16 protein-coding genes and 1 tRNA gene are annotated in these 18128 nt (G+C 61.7%); 13 read left to right on the forward strand and 4 right to left on the reverse strand.

Annotated features, from left to right (window positions below; translation table 11 throughout):
• Positions 1-3: 3 nt before the first annotated feature.
• Complete coding sequence (rnd, locus tag SZ64_RS03370) at positions 4-1197, reverse strand: ribonuclease D (RefSeq protein ID WP_054529539.1); 1194 nt, start codon at positions 1195-1197, stop codon at positions 4-6.
• A 168-nt stretch (positions 1198-1365) separates the two neighbouring features.
• On the opposite strand from rnd, the gene aspS reads away from it, so the two are divergent.
• On the forward strand, positions 1366-3147 hold the full coding sequence (gene aspS / locus SZ64_RS03375) for an aspartate--tRNA ligase (protein ID WP_054529540.1): 1782 nt from the start codon (positions 1366-1368) through the stop codon (positions 3145-3147).
• Positions 3148-3236: 89 nt separating this feature from the next.
• On the forward strand, positions 3237-4136 hold the full coding sequence (locus SZ64_RS03380; RefSeq protein ID WP_054529541.1) for a CHAD domain-containing protein: 900 nt from the start codon (positions 3237-3239) through the stop codon (positions 4134-4136).
• 18 nt (positions 4137-4154) lie between these two features.
• Here the strand turns inward: SZ64_RS03380 and SZ64_RS03385 are convergent, their stop codons facing one another.
• Positions 4155-5279 (reverse strand): NADH:flavin oxidoreductase, encoded by a 1125-nt coding sequence (locus SZ64_RS03385; protein WP_054529542.1) that lies wholly within the window; start codon positions 5277-5279, stop codon positions 4155-4157.
• A 222-nt stretch (positions 5280-5501) separates the two neighbouring features.
• Between SZ64_RS03385 and SZ64_RS03390 the strand changes: the two genes are divergently transcribed.
• The 7 genes from SZ64_RS03390 to SZ64_RS03420 all read left to right on the forward strand — a co-directional run bounded on the left by SZ64_RS03390 (position 5502) and on the right by SZ64_RS03420 (position 10635).
• The gene (locus SZ64_RS03390; RefSeq protein ID WP_054529543.1) at positions 5502-5738 is read left to right on the forward strand and encodes an acyl carrier protein; all 237 of its coding nucleotides are present in this window, start codon (positions 5502-5504) and stop codon (positions 5736-5738) included.
• Between the two features lie 99 nt (positions 5739-5837).
• Entirely contained in the window at positions 5838-7100 is a 1263-nt protein-coding gene (gene fabF, locus SZ64_RS03395) for a beta-ketoacyl-ACP synthase II (RefSeq protein WP_054529544.1), read from the forward strand.
• 3 nt (positions 7101-7103) lie between these two features.
• Entirely contained in the window at positions 7104-8090 is a 987-nt protein-coding gene (mltG, locus tag SZ64_RS03400) for an endolytic transglycosylase MltG (RefSeq protein ID WP_193391510.1), read from the forward strand.
• Between the two features lie 29 nt (positions 8091-8119).
• Positions 8120-8518 (forward strand): hypothetical protein, encoded by a 399-nt coding sequence (locus tag SZ64_RS03405; RefSeq protein WP_054529545.1) that lies wholly within the window; start codon positions 8120-8122, stop codon positions 8516-8518.
• A gap of 22 nt (positions 8519-8540) precedes the next feature.
• A complete protein-coding gene (locus SZ64_RS03410; protein WP_054529546.1) occupies positions 8541-9047 on the forward strand; it encodes a 2'-5' RNA ligase family protein in 507 nt (168 codons plus the stop codon).
• A gap of 79 nt (positions 9048-9126) precedes the next feature.
• Positions 9127-9203, forward strand: a tRNA-Met gene (locus SZ64_RS03415).
• A gap of 178 nt (positions 9204-9381) precedes the next feature.
• On the forward strand, positions 9382-10635 hold the full coding sequence (locus SZ64_RS03420; protein WP_013832717.1) for an integrase arm-type DNA-binding domain-containing protein: 1254 nt from the start codon (positions 9382-9384) through the stop codon (positions 10633-10635).
• A gap of 15 nt (positions 10636-10650) precedes the next feature.
• On the opposite strand, the gene SZ64_RS18895 is transcribed toward SZ64_RS03420, so the two are convergent.
• Both SZ64_RS18895 and SZ64_RS03425 read right to left on the reverse strand, forming a co-directional pair.
• Entirely contained in the window at positions 10651-10848 is a 198-nt protein-coding gene (locus SZ64_RS18895; protein ID WP_046902796.1) for a DUF5818 domain-containing protein, read from the reverse strand.
• A 12-nt stretch (positions 10849-10860) separates the two neighbouring features.
• Positions 10861-11430, reverse strand: coding sequence for a lytic transglycosylase domain-containing protein (locus SZ64_RS03425; RefSeq protein ID WP_230291018.1), 570 nt, complete (start codon positions 11428-11430; stop codon positions 10861-10863).
• 216 nt (positions 11431-11646) lie between these two features.
• Between SZ64_RS03425 and SZ64_RS03430 the strand changes: the two genes are divergently transcribed.
• The 4 genes from SZ64_RS03430 to SZ64_RS03445 all read left to right on the forward strand — a co-directional run bounded on the left by SZ64_RS03430 (position 11647) and on the right by SZ64_RS03445 (position 18085).
• Entirely contained in the window at positions 11647-12555 is a 909-nt protein-coding gene (locus tag SZ64_RS03430; RefSeq protein ID WP_013832719.1) for a toprim domain-containing protein, read from the forward strand.
• A gap of 103 nt (positions 12556-12658) precedes the next feature.
• Positions 12659-16891 (forward strand): strawberry notch family protein, encoded by a 4233-nt coding sequence (locus SZ64_RS03435; RefSeq protein ID WP_013832720.1) that lies wholly within the window; start codon positions 12659-12661, stop codon positions 16889-16891.
• Between the two features lie 61 nt (positions 16892-16952).
• Positions 16953-17366 (forward strand): MbcA/ParS/Xre antitoxin family protein, encoded by a 414-nt coding sequence (locus SZ64_RS03440; RefSeq protein WP_013832721.1) that lies wholly within the window; start codon positions 16953-16955, stop codon positions 17364-17366.
• Positions 17363-18085 (forward strand): RES family NAD+ phosphorylase, encoded by a 723-nt coding sequence (locus SZ64_RS03445; RefSeq protein WP_013832722.1) that lies wholly within the window; start codon positions 17363-17365, stop codon positions 18083-18085. Before SZ64_RS03440 ends, SZ64_RS03445 begins: the two co-directional genes overlap by 4 nt.
• Positions 18086-18128: the final 43 nt, after the last annotated feature.

Raw genomic sequence — 18128 nt, forward strand, 5'->3', positions numbered from 1 at the left:
TTATCACTCCGCCGCGACCTCCACGGTCACCACTTCTTCAACGCGCGTCATCTTGAGGCGGCCCTTTTCCACGGCGAAGGCCAGGCGGCCTTCCACCAGTTCAAGGGCATCGCGTCCGAAAATCTCGAAGCGCCAGCCTTCCAGGATCGGCAGGTCGCGCAGACCGGCGGCCAGCGATTCCAGCTCGTCCGAGCGGGTCAGCAGACGTGCGGCCACGTCAATCTCGCGAGCGCGGATTTTCAGGAGCAGCTTGAGCAGGTCGGCCACAAGGGCGCCTTCCTTGCCGAGTGGCGCGCCGCGCTGGGGCTTCTCAGGCATTTCGTCGGAAGGCAGCGCCTCTGCATTCTTGAGGATGCGCATCAGGCGCTTGCCGATTTCATTCTCGCGCCACGCGCCGGAAAGGCCGCGCACCTTGGCGAGGTCTTCCTGCGACTTGGGCGGATGGCTGGCGAGATCGGCCAGAGTTTCGTCGCGCATGATGCGGCCTCGCGGAATGTTCTTGTCCTGCGCTTCGATCTCGCGCCAGGCGGCCAAGTCTTTCAGGCGACCCAGCACCACCGGATTGCGGGAAGGTGCGCGGATGCGGCGCCAGAGCTGGCCGGGATCGTTGCGGTAATTTTCCGGATCGGCGAGCTTCTCCATCTCGGCATCGAGCCATGCGCCCCGGCCGGTCTTGATCAGCTTTTTGAGGATCTTGGGGAAAATCCGCGAGAGGAACGTCACGTCGCCGATGGCATATTCGATCTGCCGTTCGGTCAGCGGGCGGCGGCTCCAGTCAGTGAAGCGGGCGCCCTTGTCGATCTGCGTGCCCAGCCATGCTTCCACCAGATTGGCATAGCCGATCTGTTCGGACTGGCTGATGGCCATCATCGCGATCTGCGTGTCGAAGATGGGATGCGGGGTCTTGCCGGTGAGGTTGTAGATGATTTCCACATCCTGGCTGCCGGCGTGGAATACCTTCAGGACTTCCTCATTTTCGGTGAGGAGTTCCAGTAGCGGGCCAAGGTCGATACCGGGCGCCATCGGGTCGATGGCGGCAGCTTCCTTGTCATCGGCGATCTGCACCAGGCACAATTCCGGCCAATAGGTGTTCTCGCGCATGAATTCGGTGTCGACGGTGACGAAATCGGCAGTCGCGAAGCGGGCGCAAAGGGCGGCCAGTTCCTCGCTCGTCGTGATAAGGTCGTGTATCTTCATTGCGACATTTCTTTGCGGGCGCCTTGCGGATGGCCCTTGGTGGTGGCCCCGGCTGGGGCCTGCGGCTTGACAAAATGGCGGCCTTCGCCTCAAGGGCCAGCCCGGCTGGCTGACCCTCGGGCCGCGGCTTCCCCCTGCCTTATTGATGGCCGAATGGAAAGAGATTCGATGCACCTTTATCGCACTCACACCTGTGCAGCGCTCTCCGGCGCGAATGTCGGCGAGACTGTGCGCCTGTCTGGCTGGGTGCATCGCAAGCGCGATCACGGCGGCGTGCTGTTCGTCGATCTGCGCGACCATTACGGCATTACCCAGATCGTGGCCGATGAAGACAGCCCGGCTCTGGCAGTGCTGGATGGCCTGCGTCTGGAAAGCGTCGTCACCATCGATGGCGAAGTGAAGGCCCGCAGTGCGGGCACCGTGAATTCGAACCTTTCGACCGGCGAGATCGAAGTATTCGCGCGCGGCGTTACGGTGCAGAGCCGCGCCGAAGAACTGCCGATGCCGGTGGCCGGGGAGCAGGAATATCCCGAGGATATCCGCCTGCGCTATCGCTTCCTCGACCTGCGTCGCGACACGTTGCACGCCAATATCGTGAAGCGCACGAAGATCATTTCCGACATGCGCCGCAAGATGGAAAATATCGGCTTCACCGAATATGCGACGCCGATCCTGACGGCCTCCTCGCCCGAAGGCGCGCGTGACTTCCTCGTGCCCAGCCGTATCCATACCGGCAAGTTCTACGCGCTGCCGCAGGCACCGCAGCAGTACAAGCAGCTGCTGATGGTGGCGGGCTTTGACCGTTACTTCCAGATCGCGCCCTGCTTCCGCGACGAAGATCCGCGCGCAGACCGTCTGCCGGGCGAATTCTACCAGCTCGACCTCGAAATGAGCTTCGTCACGCAGGAAGAAATCTGGGAAACGATGGAGCCGGTGCTCCAGAGCGTGTTCGCCGATTTCGCCGAAGGCAAGCCGGTCACCCCGGCCGGTGAGTTCCGCCGCATTCCGCACGCCCAGTCGATGCTGGATTACGGTTCGGACAAGCCCGATCTGCGCAATCCGCTGATCATCAAGGACGTGACCGAACACTTCGTGGAATCCGGCTTCGGCATCTTTGCCGGCATCGTTAGCAATGGCGGCGTGATCCGCGCGATCCCGGCGCCGGGCGCAGGTGCAGGCAGCCGCAAGTTCTTCGACGACATGAATAACTGGGCACGCGGCGAAGGCTTCTCCGGCCTTGGCTACATCAACATCAAGGATGGCGTCCCCGGCGGCCCGATCGCCAAGAACCATGGCGAGGAAAAGACCGCTGCGTTGATCGAGGCGCTCGGCCTTGGCCCGAACGATGGCGTGTTCTTCGCCGCCGGCAAGGAAGAGCAGGCGGCCAAGCTGGCCGGTCTGGCCCGTATCCGCACTGGCGAACAGCTGGACCTGATCGACAAGGACCGCTTCGAACTGTGCTGGATCGTCGACTTCCCGTTCTACGAATGGGACGAAGACAACAAGAAGGTCGATTTCGCGCACAACCCGTTCTCGATGCCGCAGGGCGGGATGGACGCGCTGGAAAATCAGGACCCGCTGACCATCAAGGCCTATCAGTACGACCTCGTCTGCAATGGCTATGAAATCGCGTCCGGCTCGATCCGTAACCAGTCGCCTGAACTGATGGTCAAGGCCTTCGAAATGGTGGGCCTGACCAAGCAGGACGTGGAAGATCGCTTCGGCGGCCTTTACCGCGCATTCCAGTATGGCGCCCCGCCGCACGGCGGCATGGCTGCCGGTGTGGACCGTATCGTGATGCTGCTCTGCGGCGCGCAGAACCTGCGCGAAGTGGCGCTGTTCCCGATGAACCAGCGCGCGGAAGATCTGCTGATGGGCGCGCCGACCCCGGCTGAGCCGAAGCAGCTTCGCGAACTGGGCGTGCGCATTGTGGAGCAGCCCAAGCAGTGATAGCCCTCCGTTCCTGACGGAGCGGAGGAGGTTGCGTTGCGGATCAAGGCGTTGCCCGGGATGTTTGCGCCCGCAAGCGGCGACGGGCCGTGGCCTACACGCTGACCGACGATGACCGGACGCTGGGCGAAGCCCTGCGCCGGATCGCGGGCGAGCAGATTCGCGAAGCTCTGGACGCTGTAGAAGACGGTCATCCCGCCAAGGCGGTTCACGAGGTCAGGCGCCGCACCAAGACGCTGCGTGGCCTGATCCGTCTGATGCGCACCGGCTTTGACGAATTCGCCGATGCCGATGGGGCGATCCGCGCCATTGCCCATCCCTTGTCCGACGTGCGCGATGCCAAGGTGATGCTCGATACGCTGGAGGTATTGGCGGATCAGGCGGCGGGCAAGGCCGCGCGGCATATGCTCAAGCGTATCCACAGCCATCTGGCTTCGGAGCGGGAGGCCGAGCGGGAGGCAGAGCGGGTGGACGATCTGCTCCGCAAGTCGCGCGACCGGCTGCGCGCACTGGCCTCGCGCGCGGAATTCTGGTCCGTCGATGGCGAGGGCTGGCGCGTGGTCGGCGAAGGCGCGGCCATCACCTATGGCCACATGCTGAAAGACGGCGCGCGCGCCCTGTCCAGAGGCAGGCCGAAGGACTTCCACGAACTGCGCAAGCATGTCCGCTATCACTGGTGCCATGCCCGCCTTCTGGGCGGCCTGTGGCCCGAGGCGATGGAGGCACGGGCGATGGTGGCGGACGATCTGGCCCATACGCTGGGCCATCATCACGATCTGGCAGTGCTGACTGCCCGGCTGGTGAGGGACGGCATCCATTTCGGCACGGGCGAGGAGCTTGCACCGGTCTTCGCACTGGCGGAGCGGGAAAGTGCCGCCCTGGAAAGCCGGGCAAGGCTGTTGTGCGGAAGGTTGCTGGCAGAGAGCGGCGAGGCCTTCACAGAGCGCTGGCACGCCCTGTGGAAGGCATGGGAGGCGACACGCAGCTAGCGCGCCGCCCCGGCCGGATCAGGCGAGTTCTGCCAGAGAAGCGGGATCGAACCCCAACAGGTGATCGAAGTCGCCGGTTTCGACCTTGGCCGTCCAGCGCGCGTCGGTAAGCAACGCGCGACCGACCGCGATCAGGTCGAACTCGTCACGCTCCATACGTTCGACAAGCTTGTCGAGCGGCGAGACTTCCGAACCCTGACCGGCAAAGGCGCCGAAGAACTCGCCAGAAAGGCCGACCGATCCGACGCTGATGGTCGGAACGCCGGTGATCTTCTTGGCCCAGCCGGCGAAGTTGAGACCGTTCTCGCCGTCGATTTCGGGGAATTCCGGTTCCCAGAACCGACGCTGCGAACAGTGGAGAATATCGGCCCCGGCGCTAACCAGCGGGGCGAGCCAGGCCTCCATTTCCTTGGGATCATTGGCGAGGCGGGCGGTGTAATCCTGCTGCTTCCACTGGCTGAGGCGCAGGATTACCGGAAACTCAGGGCTGACCGCCGCGCGGATCGCGGCCACGACTTCCGCCGCGAAGCGGGAGCGTTCGGCAATGCTCGCCCCGCCGAAGCGGTCGGTGCGTTCATTGGTGCCGGACCAGAAGAATTCGTCGATCAGATAGCCATGGGCGCCGTGAATCTCGACCGTATCGAAGCCTAGCCGTTCCGCATCGGCGGCGGCCTTGGCAAAGGCCGCGACCGTGTCGGCAATGTCTTCCTCACTCATGGCCACGCCGCGCGGTTTGCCCGGGGCGAGCAGGCCGGAAGGGCTTTCCACCGGGCTGGACGGTTCCCAGCCGCTGCCGGTCATCGTCGAACCGGTGTGCCAGATTTGCGGGCCCATCTTGCCGCCGGCCTCGTGAACCGCGTCAATCACGCCTTTCCAGCCGGCCAGAGCTTCTTCGCCGTGGAAAAAGGGAATGCCCGGATCGTTGCGCGAGGCCGGACGGTCGATCACCGTGCCTTCAGACAGGATCAGGCCCACGCTGCCTTCCGCGCGGCGCCGGTAATATTCGGCATTGGCCTTGCCGGGAATGCCTTCCGGTGCCTTGGTCCGCGTCATCGGTGCCATCACGATGCGGTTCTTCATTTCCAGCGATTTGAAGCGGAAAGGGCGGAAAAGTGCGGCGGTGGAAGGGGTGGGGGTGGTCATGGGGGGAAGGCTCCGAAGAGTTGAGGTGCGCATCGTAGGTATGGCGCGAAACGGGGCGTTCAAGGTGGGCGATGCGGCAAGCATTGGTTTGGCCCCGTGAAGCAGGGATTGCGGGTTTCCCCCCTTCCGTTGCGGCAGGTTGGCCCATGGCACTTGCCAGCGCGCGCGGGCTTCTTTAGGGGCGAAGGCCGAGAGATTAACGTTCCTTTGAGAGGGATTTCCATGAGCGATACCGCCGAACGCGTGAAGAAGATCGTTGTCGAACACCTTGGTGTCGAAGCCGACAAGGTCACGCCCGATGCCAGCTTCATCGACGATCTGGGTGCAGACAGCCTCGACATCGTCGAGCTGGTGATGGCGTTCGAAGAAGAATTCGGCGTCGAAATCCCCGACGATGCGGCCGAGAAGATCGCAACCGTCGGTGATGCCAACAAGTACATCGAAGATCACAAGGGCTGATCGCCCTTACGCCCCTTAGCGTATGGTCCCGCCGGACGTGACGGGGATGGAAGGCTCAGCCGTTAGATGGCTGGGCCTTTCGTGACTTTGGAGAGTGATATGCGTCGTGTGGTCGTAACCGGTCTTGGGCTTGTCACCCCCTTGGGTGCCGATGTCGAGACCACCTGGTCCAACATCCTTGCCGGCAAGAGCGGGGCGGGCCCCATTACAAAGTTCGATGCTTCGGATCAGAAGTGTCGGATCGCCTGTGAAGTGAAGCCGGCCGATCATCCCTGGGGCTTCGATGCGGACAAGCGCGTCGATCACAAGATCCAGCGCCAGGTCGATCCGTTCATCGTGTTCGGCATCGATGCTGCCGGTCAGGCCATCGAAGACGCCGGCCTTACCGATATGGACGAAGCGACGCGCCTGCGTGCTGGCTGCTCCATCGGTTCGGGCATTGGTGGCCTTCCGGGGATCGAGAAGGAATCGATCGTCCTTTATGAAAAGGGGCCGAGCCGCGTTTCGCCGCACTTCGTGCATGGCCGCCTGATCAACCTGATCTCCGGTCAGGTCTCGATCAAATACGGCCTGATGGGTCCGAACCATGCGGTCGTAACGGCTTGCTCCACCGGCGCACACTCGATCGGTGACGCGGCGCGCATGATCAAGGACGGCGATGCCGACATCATGCTGGCGGGCGGTGCGGAAAGCACGGTGTGCCCGATCGGTATTGCCGGTTTCGCACAGGCACGTGCCCTCTCCACCAATTTCAACGACCAGCCCGAGAAGGCCAGCCGTCCTTACGACAAGGATCGCGATGGCTTCGTGATGGGCGAGGGCGCTGGTGTGGTGGTGCTCGAGGAATATGAGCATGCCAAGGCGCGCGGCGCGAAGATCTATGCCGAAGTGGTCGGCTATGGCCTGTCGGGCGATGCCTATCACGTCACGGCGCCGCATCCGGAAGGTTCCGGCGCGTTCCGCTCCATGGAAATGGCGCTGCGCAAGGCCGGAATGACGCCGGACGACATCGACTATATCAACGCCCACGGCACTTCGACCCCGATGGGAGACGAGTTGGAACTGGGCGCTGTGCGCCGCCTGTTCGGCGATGCGATGAGCCATGTCTCGATGAGCTCGACCAAGTCCGCCATCGGCCACCTTCTGGGTGGCGCAGGTGCCGTTGAGAGCATCTTCTGTATCCTGGCTCTGCGCGATCAGATCGTGCCCCCCACGCTCAACCTGGATAATCCGTCGGAGAGCTGCGAGGGCGTGGATCTGGTGCCCTACACGGCCAAGAAGCGCCCCGTACGCGCGGTGCTGAACAACAGCTTCGGCTTCGGCGGCACCAATGCCAGCCTGGTGTTGAAGCAGGTCGACTGACGCATGGCGCGGCGCCGCCGCAACCCGCTGATGAAACCGCTTGCGGTTATAGGGCTGGTGCTGGCGGCGGCGCTGGCCGTGTTCGGCTGGGGCTGGTTCGGCCCCGGACCGCTGGAGAAGGACACCAGCTTCGTGGTGCCTTCCGGCGCCTCGCTATATGGCGTGGCCAATCGGCTGGAAGAGGAAGGCGCGATTTCCTCGGCCGACGCTTTCCGGCTGCGCGCGAAATTCTTCGCCAGCGATGAGCCGATCAAGGCTGGCGAATTCCTGATTCCTGCCGGTGCAAGCGCACGCCAGATCATGGCGACCTTGCAGAGCGGGGATGTCATTCGCCGGATGGTCACCATCCCGGAAGGGATGCCCTCGATCCTGGTCTATGAAAGGCTGATGGGTGAGAAGCTCCTCACCGGCAGCATCCCCGTGCCTCCGGAAGGGTCGGTCTTGCCCGACAGCTATGATTTCGCACGCGGAGAAAGCCGCGCCGCCGTGCTGCAGCGGATGCAGGCGGCCATGGCCAAGGAACTGGCTGCGGCTTGGGACAAGCGCTCACCGCGCACCGTGGCCAAGAGTCCCCGTGAGGCGTTGGTCCTTGCTTCCATCGTGGAAAAGGAAACCGGCGTCGCCTCCGAACGCAAGATGGTGGCGGGCCTCTATTCCAACCGCGTGCGTACCGGCATGCTGCTGCAGGCAGATCCCACGATCATTTACCCGATAACCAAGGGCAAGCCGCTCGGCCGCCGTATCCGCCAGTCGGAAATCGCGGCGGTGAACGACTACAACACCTACACCATGGTGGGCCTGCCAAAGGGGCCAATTACCAATCCCGGCCGCGAATCGATTGAGGCAGTGCTTGCACCGGCCCAGACAAGTGCGCTTTATATGGTGGCGGACGGGAAGGGCGGCCACGTCTTTGCCGATACGCTGGAACAGCACAACGCCAATGTCGCCCGCTGGTTTGCCCTGCGTCGCCAGCGCGGCGAAATAGAGTGACGCTGCGGGCCGTAAAAGGAAACAGTGGCATGTTCGATCGCATTGTCGGCGCCGCACTTGTAACATCGGCACTTCTGGCATTTCCGGCGCAAGTGTCAGCGCAAGGTTTGTCGACTCAAGGTGATTCGGCCGACTATGCCAAGGCGCTAACCTGTGAGGCATTCTATGTCCTGTTGAGCCAGGATGCCGAAGGTCAGGACGACGGCAATGCAGAGATTGATGCCTATCTCGCGCAAACCTGGCACGATTACATCGCCAGCACCTATCCCGATGGCTTCAACGAGCGGCATGACGCCGAATTCGACAAGGTGGCCGATGATCTGGCCAGCACGCTGAATGCCATGGATGATTCGAGCTTCAATGACGCCCTCGAGCAGATCCTGACCACATGCGAAAAATCGGAATCTGATCCGGCCTTTCCAGGCTGATACCGGCTGAGGGGCTTCCCTGATGGGAACTGCGCCGCTGCTGATTACCGCCGAATTGCCGGGCGACGTGTTGGCTTGGGCCGATACCTTGCGGCGCGCGCATTATCCGCCTGAGCGCAATCGCCTGCGGGCTCATGTCACGCTGTTCCATGCCCTGCCTCCTTCTGCGGAAGGTGAGGTAAGGCGGCTGCTTGCCGATCTGGCGAAGGGTCCGCCGCCTGAAGCCAGGATCGGGGGAATCATGAATCTGGGCCGCGGAACGGCCTTCGATGTCGATAGTCCGGCAATGGTTCAGCTTCATTCCATCATGGCCGAGCGACTCCATGGGCTGCTGACCATGCAGGACGATCGCAGGCTGCGCTTGCACATTACTGTGCAAAACAAGGTCGAGCCGGCTGCGGCCAGGGCACTGCAGACAGAGCTGGCCCAGCTCAACGAACGGCGGAAATTCGTCTTTCGCGGCTTCGGACTCTACGCCTGGGAAGAAGGATTGTGGCGAGAGATTGCACAATATCCGTTTCGCGGTTGACCGGGGCAAAACTCCAACCTAAATGCGCCGCCTGCCCACCGTGACACGGGGGGCAAGCTCAAAGGGCTTTTGACCTTGGGGCGGAGTAGCTCAGCCGGTTAGAGCAGCGGAATCATAATCCGCGTGTCGGGGGTTCGAGTCCCTCCTCCGCTACCATCCTTTGATCCGGAAGCTTCCACAAGCGTCCGCATTTTTCCAAAAATCGAAAGAAAAGCAGAGGGTTGCGGGTGATTCGCGTCCGCATGCGCCCATGGTCTTCCACATGCAGCCAGATTTGGTGTGGGGGTATTTTGGGGGTATTTTCGCGGAGTGTCGGAAAGGAGCGATACCCCCAATGCCTCTCACGGAGACTCAGGCCCGAAATTCCAAGCCAAGTGATCGCGCCTACAAGCTGGCCGACGGGGAGGGCTTATTCCTGTTCGTCCAGCCGAACGGATCAAAGTTGTGGCGGATGAAGTACCGCTTCGCAGGCAAGGAGAAGTTGCTCTCGTTCGGCGCTTACCCAGACCTCGGGATAGCTGCAGCGCGTGCCAAGCGCACAGCCGCAAAGGCGTTGCTAGCCGAGGGCAAGGATCCAACGAAATCCAAGGGGGAAGTGATCTCGCAGGAGAGTGCCACTTTCTTTGATGTCGCAAAGCGCTGGCATGAAAATCGAAAGAGCGCGTTGAATGCCGCGCACGCCGAACGTGTCTGGTCGCGCATGGAAAGGGACGTGTTTCCAGCCATCGGCGAGAAACTCGTGCATGAAATCACTGCGCCCGACGTCCTGGCAATGATACGCAAAATCGAAGCAAGAGGCGCGCTCGATATCAGCCGGCGTGCGAAGCAAGGGGTTGGGCAAGTCTTCCAGTTCGCAATCGCGTGTGGCCTGGCCTCGAATGATCCGACGACACATCTGCGTGGGGCGCTAAAGCCGCGACCACGAGTGAAGCATATGAGCCGGCTGCCGCTCAGCGAATTGCCCGCATTCATCGAGAAGCTGCATGCCTACCAGGAAGATGGCGAACGACGGTCCTCAATCACCCGTGACGCAGTTCTCTTTGCGCTCCTGACTTGGGTTCGAACGAAGGAGCTCCGCTTCGCCGCCAAATCCGAGTTCGAAGACCTCGGCGGCAAATCACCTGTCTGGCGCATACCGGCCGAGCGAATGAAGATGGGACGAGAGCATTTGGTTCCCCTCTCGCAGCAGGCAACGCACATCGCGAAATCTATGATAGCAGCAGCGCCTGGCGAGTTTCTCTTCCCGGGTAACGGCCCGAACAAGCCGCTTTCAGAGAACACAATGATCTACGCGCTCTATCGCCTCGGATACCACAGTCGCCAAACCGTACACGGCTTCCGGGGCTTGGCGAGCACCTGGGCCAATGAGCAGTTGGTCGAGTTCGGCAAGCCGCCCATGTGGATCAGGAAATACCATGAGGATTGGGTCGAACTACAGCTCGCGCATTCGGAGAAAAACGACGTGCGTGGAGCTTACAATGCCGCTGAATATCTGGCTCCCCGGCGCCGGATGATGCAGGACTGGGCTGACTATCTGAGCGGCGGGAAGGTGATCGACATCAAGAAGGCAGGGAAGCGCGCAGCCTGATAACTATGGCATCGATCAGACCGGTCCAATCCAGTCTGCGCGCAAACGATCTCGACCTGCGACAACCCCCTCGACAATCACCGCTGATCCGACGAATTCGCATTCGGGTTCTTCGCTCTCGATGATCCAGACGACTTCGTCTGTCGTGGTCAGGAACATCCCGCGTCTACCGCGGCTTAAAATTCCCGAGACGCGTATTCGACCCGCGCTCACAACACCCCCCGTTCAAAAACGCCAATGGCGCAGCACTTCGCGCACATAGGCCGGCGTCTCGCCATTGCGAGGAATACCGCCTGCGCGCTCGACGGCACCTGGACCTGCGTTGTAGGCAGCGAGGGCCAGATGAACTACCCCGAACTTGTCCAGCATCTGGCGTAGGTATCGGGCCGCACCCAAGATGTTCGCCTTGGGATCGAAGCGATTTGAAACGCCAAGGTCCCGCGCTGTCCCTGGCATCAATTGCCCCAAACCTGCGGCCCCGGCCTTGCTGATGGCCATCGGATTATATCGTGATTCCGTCCATACAAGAGCGTCGAGAAGGCCGCTTGGTAGCGAGTATTGAGCCTCAGCAGCGTAAACATGAGGAAGGTAGCTTGCCCGACGGAATCCCGATGGCGCGCTGCCTTGGGGCTTTGGATATCGATAGGGCAGATAGGTTCGACCCGTATCGGTAGCCGGCGGCTCGGACCAGATCGTTGGAGGCTTTCTCCAAATGCCATGTTCGACGAGAAGGAAGCCATCAGCCCCTTCTGCAACGCGGAAGCCGTCGGTCGTCAACTCCGAGGCAACGGTCATCTGAGGGGGCTCCATCTCCTGCGCGTGAGCGGGGAGGACGGACCCAAGTCCTGTCGTTGCCCCTGCAACTACTGCCCATTTCAGTCTCATTCCCGAATCCTTTGGTGGTCGAATCGGGAAAGAACATATATAGAACATGTGATGTAGGAAAATGAAACGTCAGCGACGCAGAGCGGAGGCTGCGCGGGTGGAGGCACGTTACGATGGAGATGCCCCATGCACCAACACCGATCATCCCAATTCCAAGGTCTGCAACTGGAAAACCGCGCGCGCAAGATAGTCGAGCAGCTGGGCGGTGCCTGGTCGCGTTCGCGCGGAATGTGCTGCTGCCCGGCCCACGACGATCGCACTCCTTCGCTAAGCATCACACTCGGAAAGCGCGCAATTCTTGTTCATTGCTTTGCCGGCTGCACGAACGAGGCGGTGATAGAAGCCATGGCCGGGCTCGGAATACGAATTGCGGACCTGTTCGATGGCACGAGTGGTCCGATCGTGGCCGAACCGCGCGAGGAAGTCGCCAATCGCAATGCGCTGAGGCTCTGGCGTGAGGCATCGACCATCGCTGGCAGCCCCGCCGAGAAGTACCTCGTGTCCAGAGGCATCACGATTTCTTCGCCGGAGCTGCGTTTCCACCCGCATATGCCGCTGGGGCCAAAGGGTGCTGTCCGGTTTCTACCCGCGATGGTGGCGGCCGTGCGCAATGATGCAGGAATTCTGGCGCTGCACCGCTCCTTCCTTGACCTCGACAAAACCAGCTTGGCTTCTTTCGATCAGCCCAGGCGTGCGTTAGGCAGCCCCGGTTCTGGGGCGGTGCGTTTCGCGTACCCGAATGGGGGACGCCTTGGCCTCGCAGAGGGAAACGAAACGGCCCTCTCAGCGATGCAAATGTTCAAGGTTCCCTGCTGGGCGACGCTAGGAAACGAACGCTTCGGCTTGGCCACAATCCCGGAATCGGTGCACCAGCTGTATCTCTTTGTCGACAATGATGCGGGCGGGCACCTTGCTGAAGAGCGTGCGCGAGAGGCCTACGCTTGTGAAGGGCGGCTGATTGTCACCAGGCGTCCGGAGCTAACCGGCGACGACTGGAATGATGTGCTCATGCGCTCAGTCCGAGCTACGGTCTGAATGTCGGTGAGAGGAAAGCGGGCTTGGGGCCTTGTGAGGCCCCCGGGCGGATCCATCCGAACGGACACCCGGACAAACCCCGGGCCTCTTCAGGAGGTCTCTCATGTCACACGCAAATACCGCTTTCGCATTCTCCGATCCCGCCGAGCCGCAAGTGCTGGCAGCCGCGAGGGCGCTGGCCGCGCGGCTCGCTGCAGATCAAGCGATTTCACGGCTCACTGTGAATGCAACAATGGCCGATCACTTCGACGGTAGCGACGCCGAAGGACGCTGGTCCGTACGCGATGCCCATGCCGCACTTGAATTGGCGCAGGTGTTGTTCCTGGCGCAGGCAACTGAATTCTCACCTGCAATGTCTTCCAGCTTCGCCGATGAGGCATTCACGCACCTCGAACGTCTGGTCCCGACCCAGTCCAACCGGAGCGATGAGCAGATCGAGTGGCAACAATTCGCGACGCCGCCCCGTCTGGCCTGGATGGCTGCAAAGGCATGCGCGATTTCTGCCGCTGAACTGGTTCTCGAGCCGTCGGCCGGGACCGGGATGCTGGGCGTATGGGCAGCAAAGGCAACTGCGCGTCTTGCTCTCAACGAGATTTCGCCGCTGCGCCGCGAATGCCTAGGCGTTGTGTTTCCGGAGGCGACAGTCACGGGGTTTGACGGGGAACTGATCGACGAACTTCTCACGCCCGACGTGGGTCCGAGCGTGGTGCTGATGAACCCGCCATATTCACACGGTATCGAGAGGGGCCACGATAGCCGCACTGGCGACCGGCACTTACGTTCTGCCTGGAAGCGCCTCCTGCCCGGTGGCCGCCTGGTCGCAGTGATGCCCGAATGGTTCGAGCTTCCGAAATTCCTCGCCGGGATCGCTGGTCCCCTCTCGTTGCGCCTCAACGCGACGATCGAGCGCGGTTTCATCAAGCAGGGCACCTCAATCTCAACCCGGCTCCTGATTCTCGACAAGGCTGAGGATGGTACCAGCCCGATCATCGCCCAGCCGGCAAACTTTGCCGAGCTTCATCTGCTGATCGATATGCTCCCTGACCGGGTAAGCCTGCCCGCGGGACCCAGCATCGGCATCAAGCCAGCATTGCCGCTTCGGCTGGTTGCGAACAAGACGAAACCAGTTCCACTTAAGGTCCATCCAACCGATGCGGCGCCGTCGATCCTGCCGCTTGATTTTACTCCGCTCGAAGCACCTGCGCCGATCGAAAGCCAGGTTGGGCATTATTTGCCCTACCGGCCGAGCCGGATCTCGATTGCAGATGCTGTCCCGCATCCGACCCCCCTAGTCGAATCCGTTGCGATGGGTTCGATAACCGCACCCGTGCCCGAAGTGGTGCCTCAGCTTCCGTCGAGCCTCATTGCTGGGGGCGCCCTATCCGCTGCGCAGGCCGAGACCCTGATCTATGCCGCAAGCGCGCATGCCCGCGATCTGCCGGGACGGTTTGAGCCCGACGACAAGGGCTGCGCCTTGAAGGCGAGCGCCGAGGGGCACGCCTACCGCATGGGCTACTTTCTTGGTGACGGAACTGGTGCAGGGAAAGGACGGCAGGTCGCTTCCGTCATCCTCGATCGGTGGGTGAGGGGCGAACGGCGCCACATCTGGATTTCCAAGAACGAAGCTTTGCTCGAAGATGCCCGCCGCGACTGGAGCGCGCTCGGCGGCCTTCCCATCGACGTCCAGCCCCTTGGCCAATGGAAGCTCGGTGTCCCGATCGGGATGCGCGAGGGCATACTCTTCGTGACTTATCCGACACTCCGTTCGGGTCGAAGCGACGCGACCCGCCTCGATCAGATTCTCGAATGGGCAGGGGAGGACTTCGACGGGCTCATCGTCTTCGACGAAGCCCATGCGATGGCCAACGCCGCAGGCGGGGAGGGCTCACGTGGTAAGGTCAAAGGATCGGAACAGGGCATTGCCGGTGTTCGCATCCAGAATCTGTTGCCGCGCGCTCGCGTGCTCTACGCATCGGCGACCGGGGCATCCGACGTCAATAATCTCGCCTATGCCACCCGTCTTGGCCTGTGGGGTCCCGAGACGGCTTTTGCCAATCGTGAAGCCTTCGTCGCAGACATCCGCGATGGCGGTATCGCTGCAATGGAACTGGTCGCGCGCGATCTGAAGGCACTCGGACTGTACGCGGCGAGGGCACTTTCATTCGCCGGAGTTGAGTACGAGATTCTCGAGCATTGCCTGACCCCCGACCAGGTAGCGGTTTATGACGCCTATGCAGACGCCTGGGCAATCATTCATGCCAACCTGCGCGAAGCACTCGAGGCAACCCGGATCGTCGACACTGACAGTGGCGATACCCTGAATTCAGGTGCCAAATCGGCTGCGCTTTCGGTGTTTGAAGGCACCAAGCAGCGCTTCTTCGCGCAGCTCCTTCTATCGATGAAGCTGCCGAGCCTGCTGCCTGCGATTGATACGGCACTTGCCGACGGCAACGCTGTTGTAGTGCAACTCGTCTCGACCGCCGAAGCCATGCTCAACCGCCGCCTCGCCGATCTCTCCGATGCGGAACGTGAAGCACTCGAAATCGATCTCTCCCCTCGCGAATATGTGGTCGATTACCTCACCAAAAGCTTCCCGGTTCGGTTGATGGCGGTGTTCACGGACGAGAATGGCAATGCCCGGTCCGAACCGATGAGTGATGAGAATGGTGCTCCTGTTCTCTGTCGTTCGGCGCTTGCCGCGCGCGACCGCATGATCGAGCAGCTCTGTGCCTTGCCGCCGATCGCGACGGCGCTCGATGCGATCATCGAACGGTTCGGTGTCGATCAGGTCGCCGAAGTCACCGGCCGTACCCGCCGCCTGATCGTCGGGCGCGATGGACGCCAGGTGCTCCAGTCGCGCTCTCCGCGCGCCAATGTCGCCGAAACGCGAGATTTTATGGACGGGACAAAGCGGATTCTGGTTTTCTCCGATGCCGGTGGCACCGGCCGCAGTTATCATGCCGACCTTGCGGAAAAGAACCAGATGCGCCGGGTCCACTTCCTGCTTGAGCCGGGCTGGCGGGCCGATGCCGCAATTCAGGGCCTTGGCCGTACCAACCGCACCAATCAGGCGTCGGCCCCGCTGTTCCGCCCGGTGACCACCGACGTGCGTGGCGAACGTCGGTTTATATCGACCATTGCACGTCGGCTTGACAGTCTCGGGGCACTGACCCGAGGGCAGCGCCAGACAGGTGGGCAGAACCTCTTCGATCCTGCCGACAATCTCGAGAGCACCTACGCCAAGGAGGCGCTTCATCGCTGGTTCGGCCTGTTGTTCGCAGGCAAGCTGGAAGCCGTTACGCTTTCTCGGTTTGAGGAATTGAGCGGGCTCAGGGTCGAAGGGCCCGACGGCGGGATGGTCGATGACCTGCCAACAATCCAGCGCTGGCTCAATCGCATCCTCGCGTTGCCGATTGCTTTGCAAAACGGCATATTTGACGAGTTTCTCGGCCTCGTCGAAGCGCGGATCGATGCAGCACGCCAGGCCGGCACGCTCGACATTGGGGTCGAGACCATTGCGGTGGAGCATTACGATGTGCTGACCGACACGCTACTGCGCACCGATGCGCTGTCGGGCGCGACTACGCATCTCCTGGAGCTCGAGATCGCCCGCGCGCTCAAGCCTTTGCGTCTCAAACGCCTCGAGGAGCTCTACGGCTTTTCAGGTGCGCGTCAGCAGCTTCTCCGTAATACGCGCTCAGGCCGGATCGGGCTGCTTGTCCCAGCGCGCAGCCTGCTCACAGACGAAGGTATGCGGGTGGCCCGCTTCGAGCTTGTCCGTCCCTTGAAGCATGGGCACATCACCGCCGATCAACTCGCGGAGAGCAACTGGGACACGGTGGATCCAACCGAATTTCAGCGCCTGTGGCAGGCGGAGGTCGATGACGCCGCATCAAATCACAAGCGCGAGCGACTGCATCTTGCAACCGGCCTGCTGCTTCCGGTGTGGGACAAACTACCTTCCGACTATGTTCGGGTCAGCCGGATCTCGGCGCGAGACGGACGCTCGCTGTTAGGTCGGGAGGTTCCGCTTCATTGCGTGCCCGAACTGTGCCAGGCGCTTGGGCTCGAAGACGAACATTCCGTTTCGGCAGAGCAAACCGTCGATGCGGTGCTCGGGACAGGGCGATCGATGCAAATCAAAAGCCGCGAAGCGCTTACGCTCAAGCGCAGCCTCGTGAATGGCGCGCAGCGGCTCGAACTGGCTGGTTGGTCGGCGTCGCGCCTCGACTGGTACAAGGCACATGGGTGCTTCACAGAGATCATACGCTATCAGACGCGACTTTTCGTCCCGACGACGAGCGCGGTGGCGGTCTTGGCGGGACTTGTCGGATGAGGCAGTCCTATATTGCCAATTGGCATCTAAAGTGATATATGATGCCATATGGAGAATGCTCATGTTGGCACTGCAACCCGTTGATACCGTCCCCCATGCCTTCCGGCCCGATCCTGTAACCCAAGAGGAAGCAGCGGCGATGTTCCGCGCCGTGCTGAACCTGTTTGGGAAATGGGAAGTAACGGACGAACAGGCAGCGACTTTGCTCGACATGCCGGTTCGCTCCTACCGGCGGTGGAAGGCTGAGGGTGCGGGCCGTGTCTCGCGCGATGGTGCGGCGCGGCTCTCCAACCTGATGGGTATCCACAAGGCGCTGAGGATCATCTTTTCCGAAGCCCAACGTGGCTACGCCTGGATCAAGGCAGGTAACGCCGCCTTTGCCGGAGCGAGTGCACTCGACGTCATGCTTGGCGGCGAGCTGACCGATATCATGCGGGTGCGTCGCTATCTTGATGCCGAACGTGGTGCCTGGTGATTGATCCCAAGGCAATTCCGGTCGCCCAGGTCGTGTGGAAAGGTGCTGTGCGGATTATCCGCAGTGCCTTTCCACCTATCGACCTGTTCGAAGATATCGCAGACCCCGCAGATTGGCCGCTGCTGATCTATGCCGAGCAAAAGACCAATCCCCGCATCATGGCGACGATCGGCAATCTCGATCTTGTACCTGCTGACCGCCGGGTAGGGGGCAGCGGCGCATCCTATCTGATGGCCCCGTTCACGCATGTCAGCACCGACCGACCAAGTCGCTTCACCGATGGGACCTACGGCGTCCTATACGCGGGGGATGCATTCGAAACTGCGCTGTTCGAGACAATCCATCACCATGCCCGCTTCATGGCTCGCACTGTAGAAGCGCCAGGCTGGACATCACAGTTCCGTGAGATCATCCTTTCGGTAAGCGCTGATCTTCACGATCTCAGGAGCCTTGCCGCAGGCGATCCCGCGCTAGATCCCGACAACTATGCTGCATCGCAAGCCCTCGCTGTTGAACTCAAAGGGGGCGGGGCCGAAGGTCTTGTCTATCCGAGCATCCGGCATCCGGGTGGTGAATGTGTCGGCTTGTTCTACCCGGATTGTGCATCCGACCCCACTCAGGGACGTCACCTCGACTATCACTGGGACGGAATGGGTGTCGATCTGGTTCGAGACGCTGGTACAGGGGCGGTGTTTCGGGTGGTGCTGTCTGAGCGATAGATTCCTAGTCCGAATTCTGCCGCGGCGACCTCAGCTAATATGA

Source organism: Erythrobacter sp. SG61-1L (assembly GCF_001305965.1).
GTDB lineage: Bacteria > Pseudomonadota > Alphaproteobacteria > Sphingomonadales > Sphingomonadaceae > Andeanibacterium.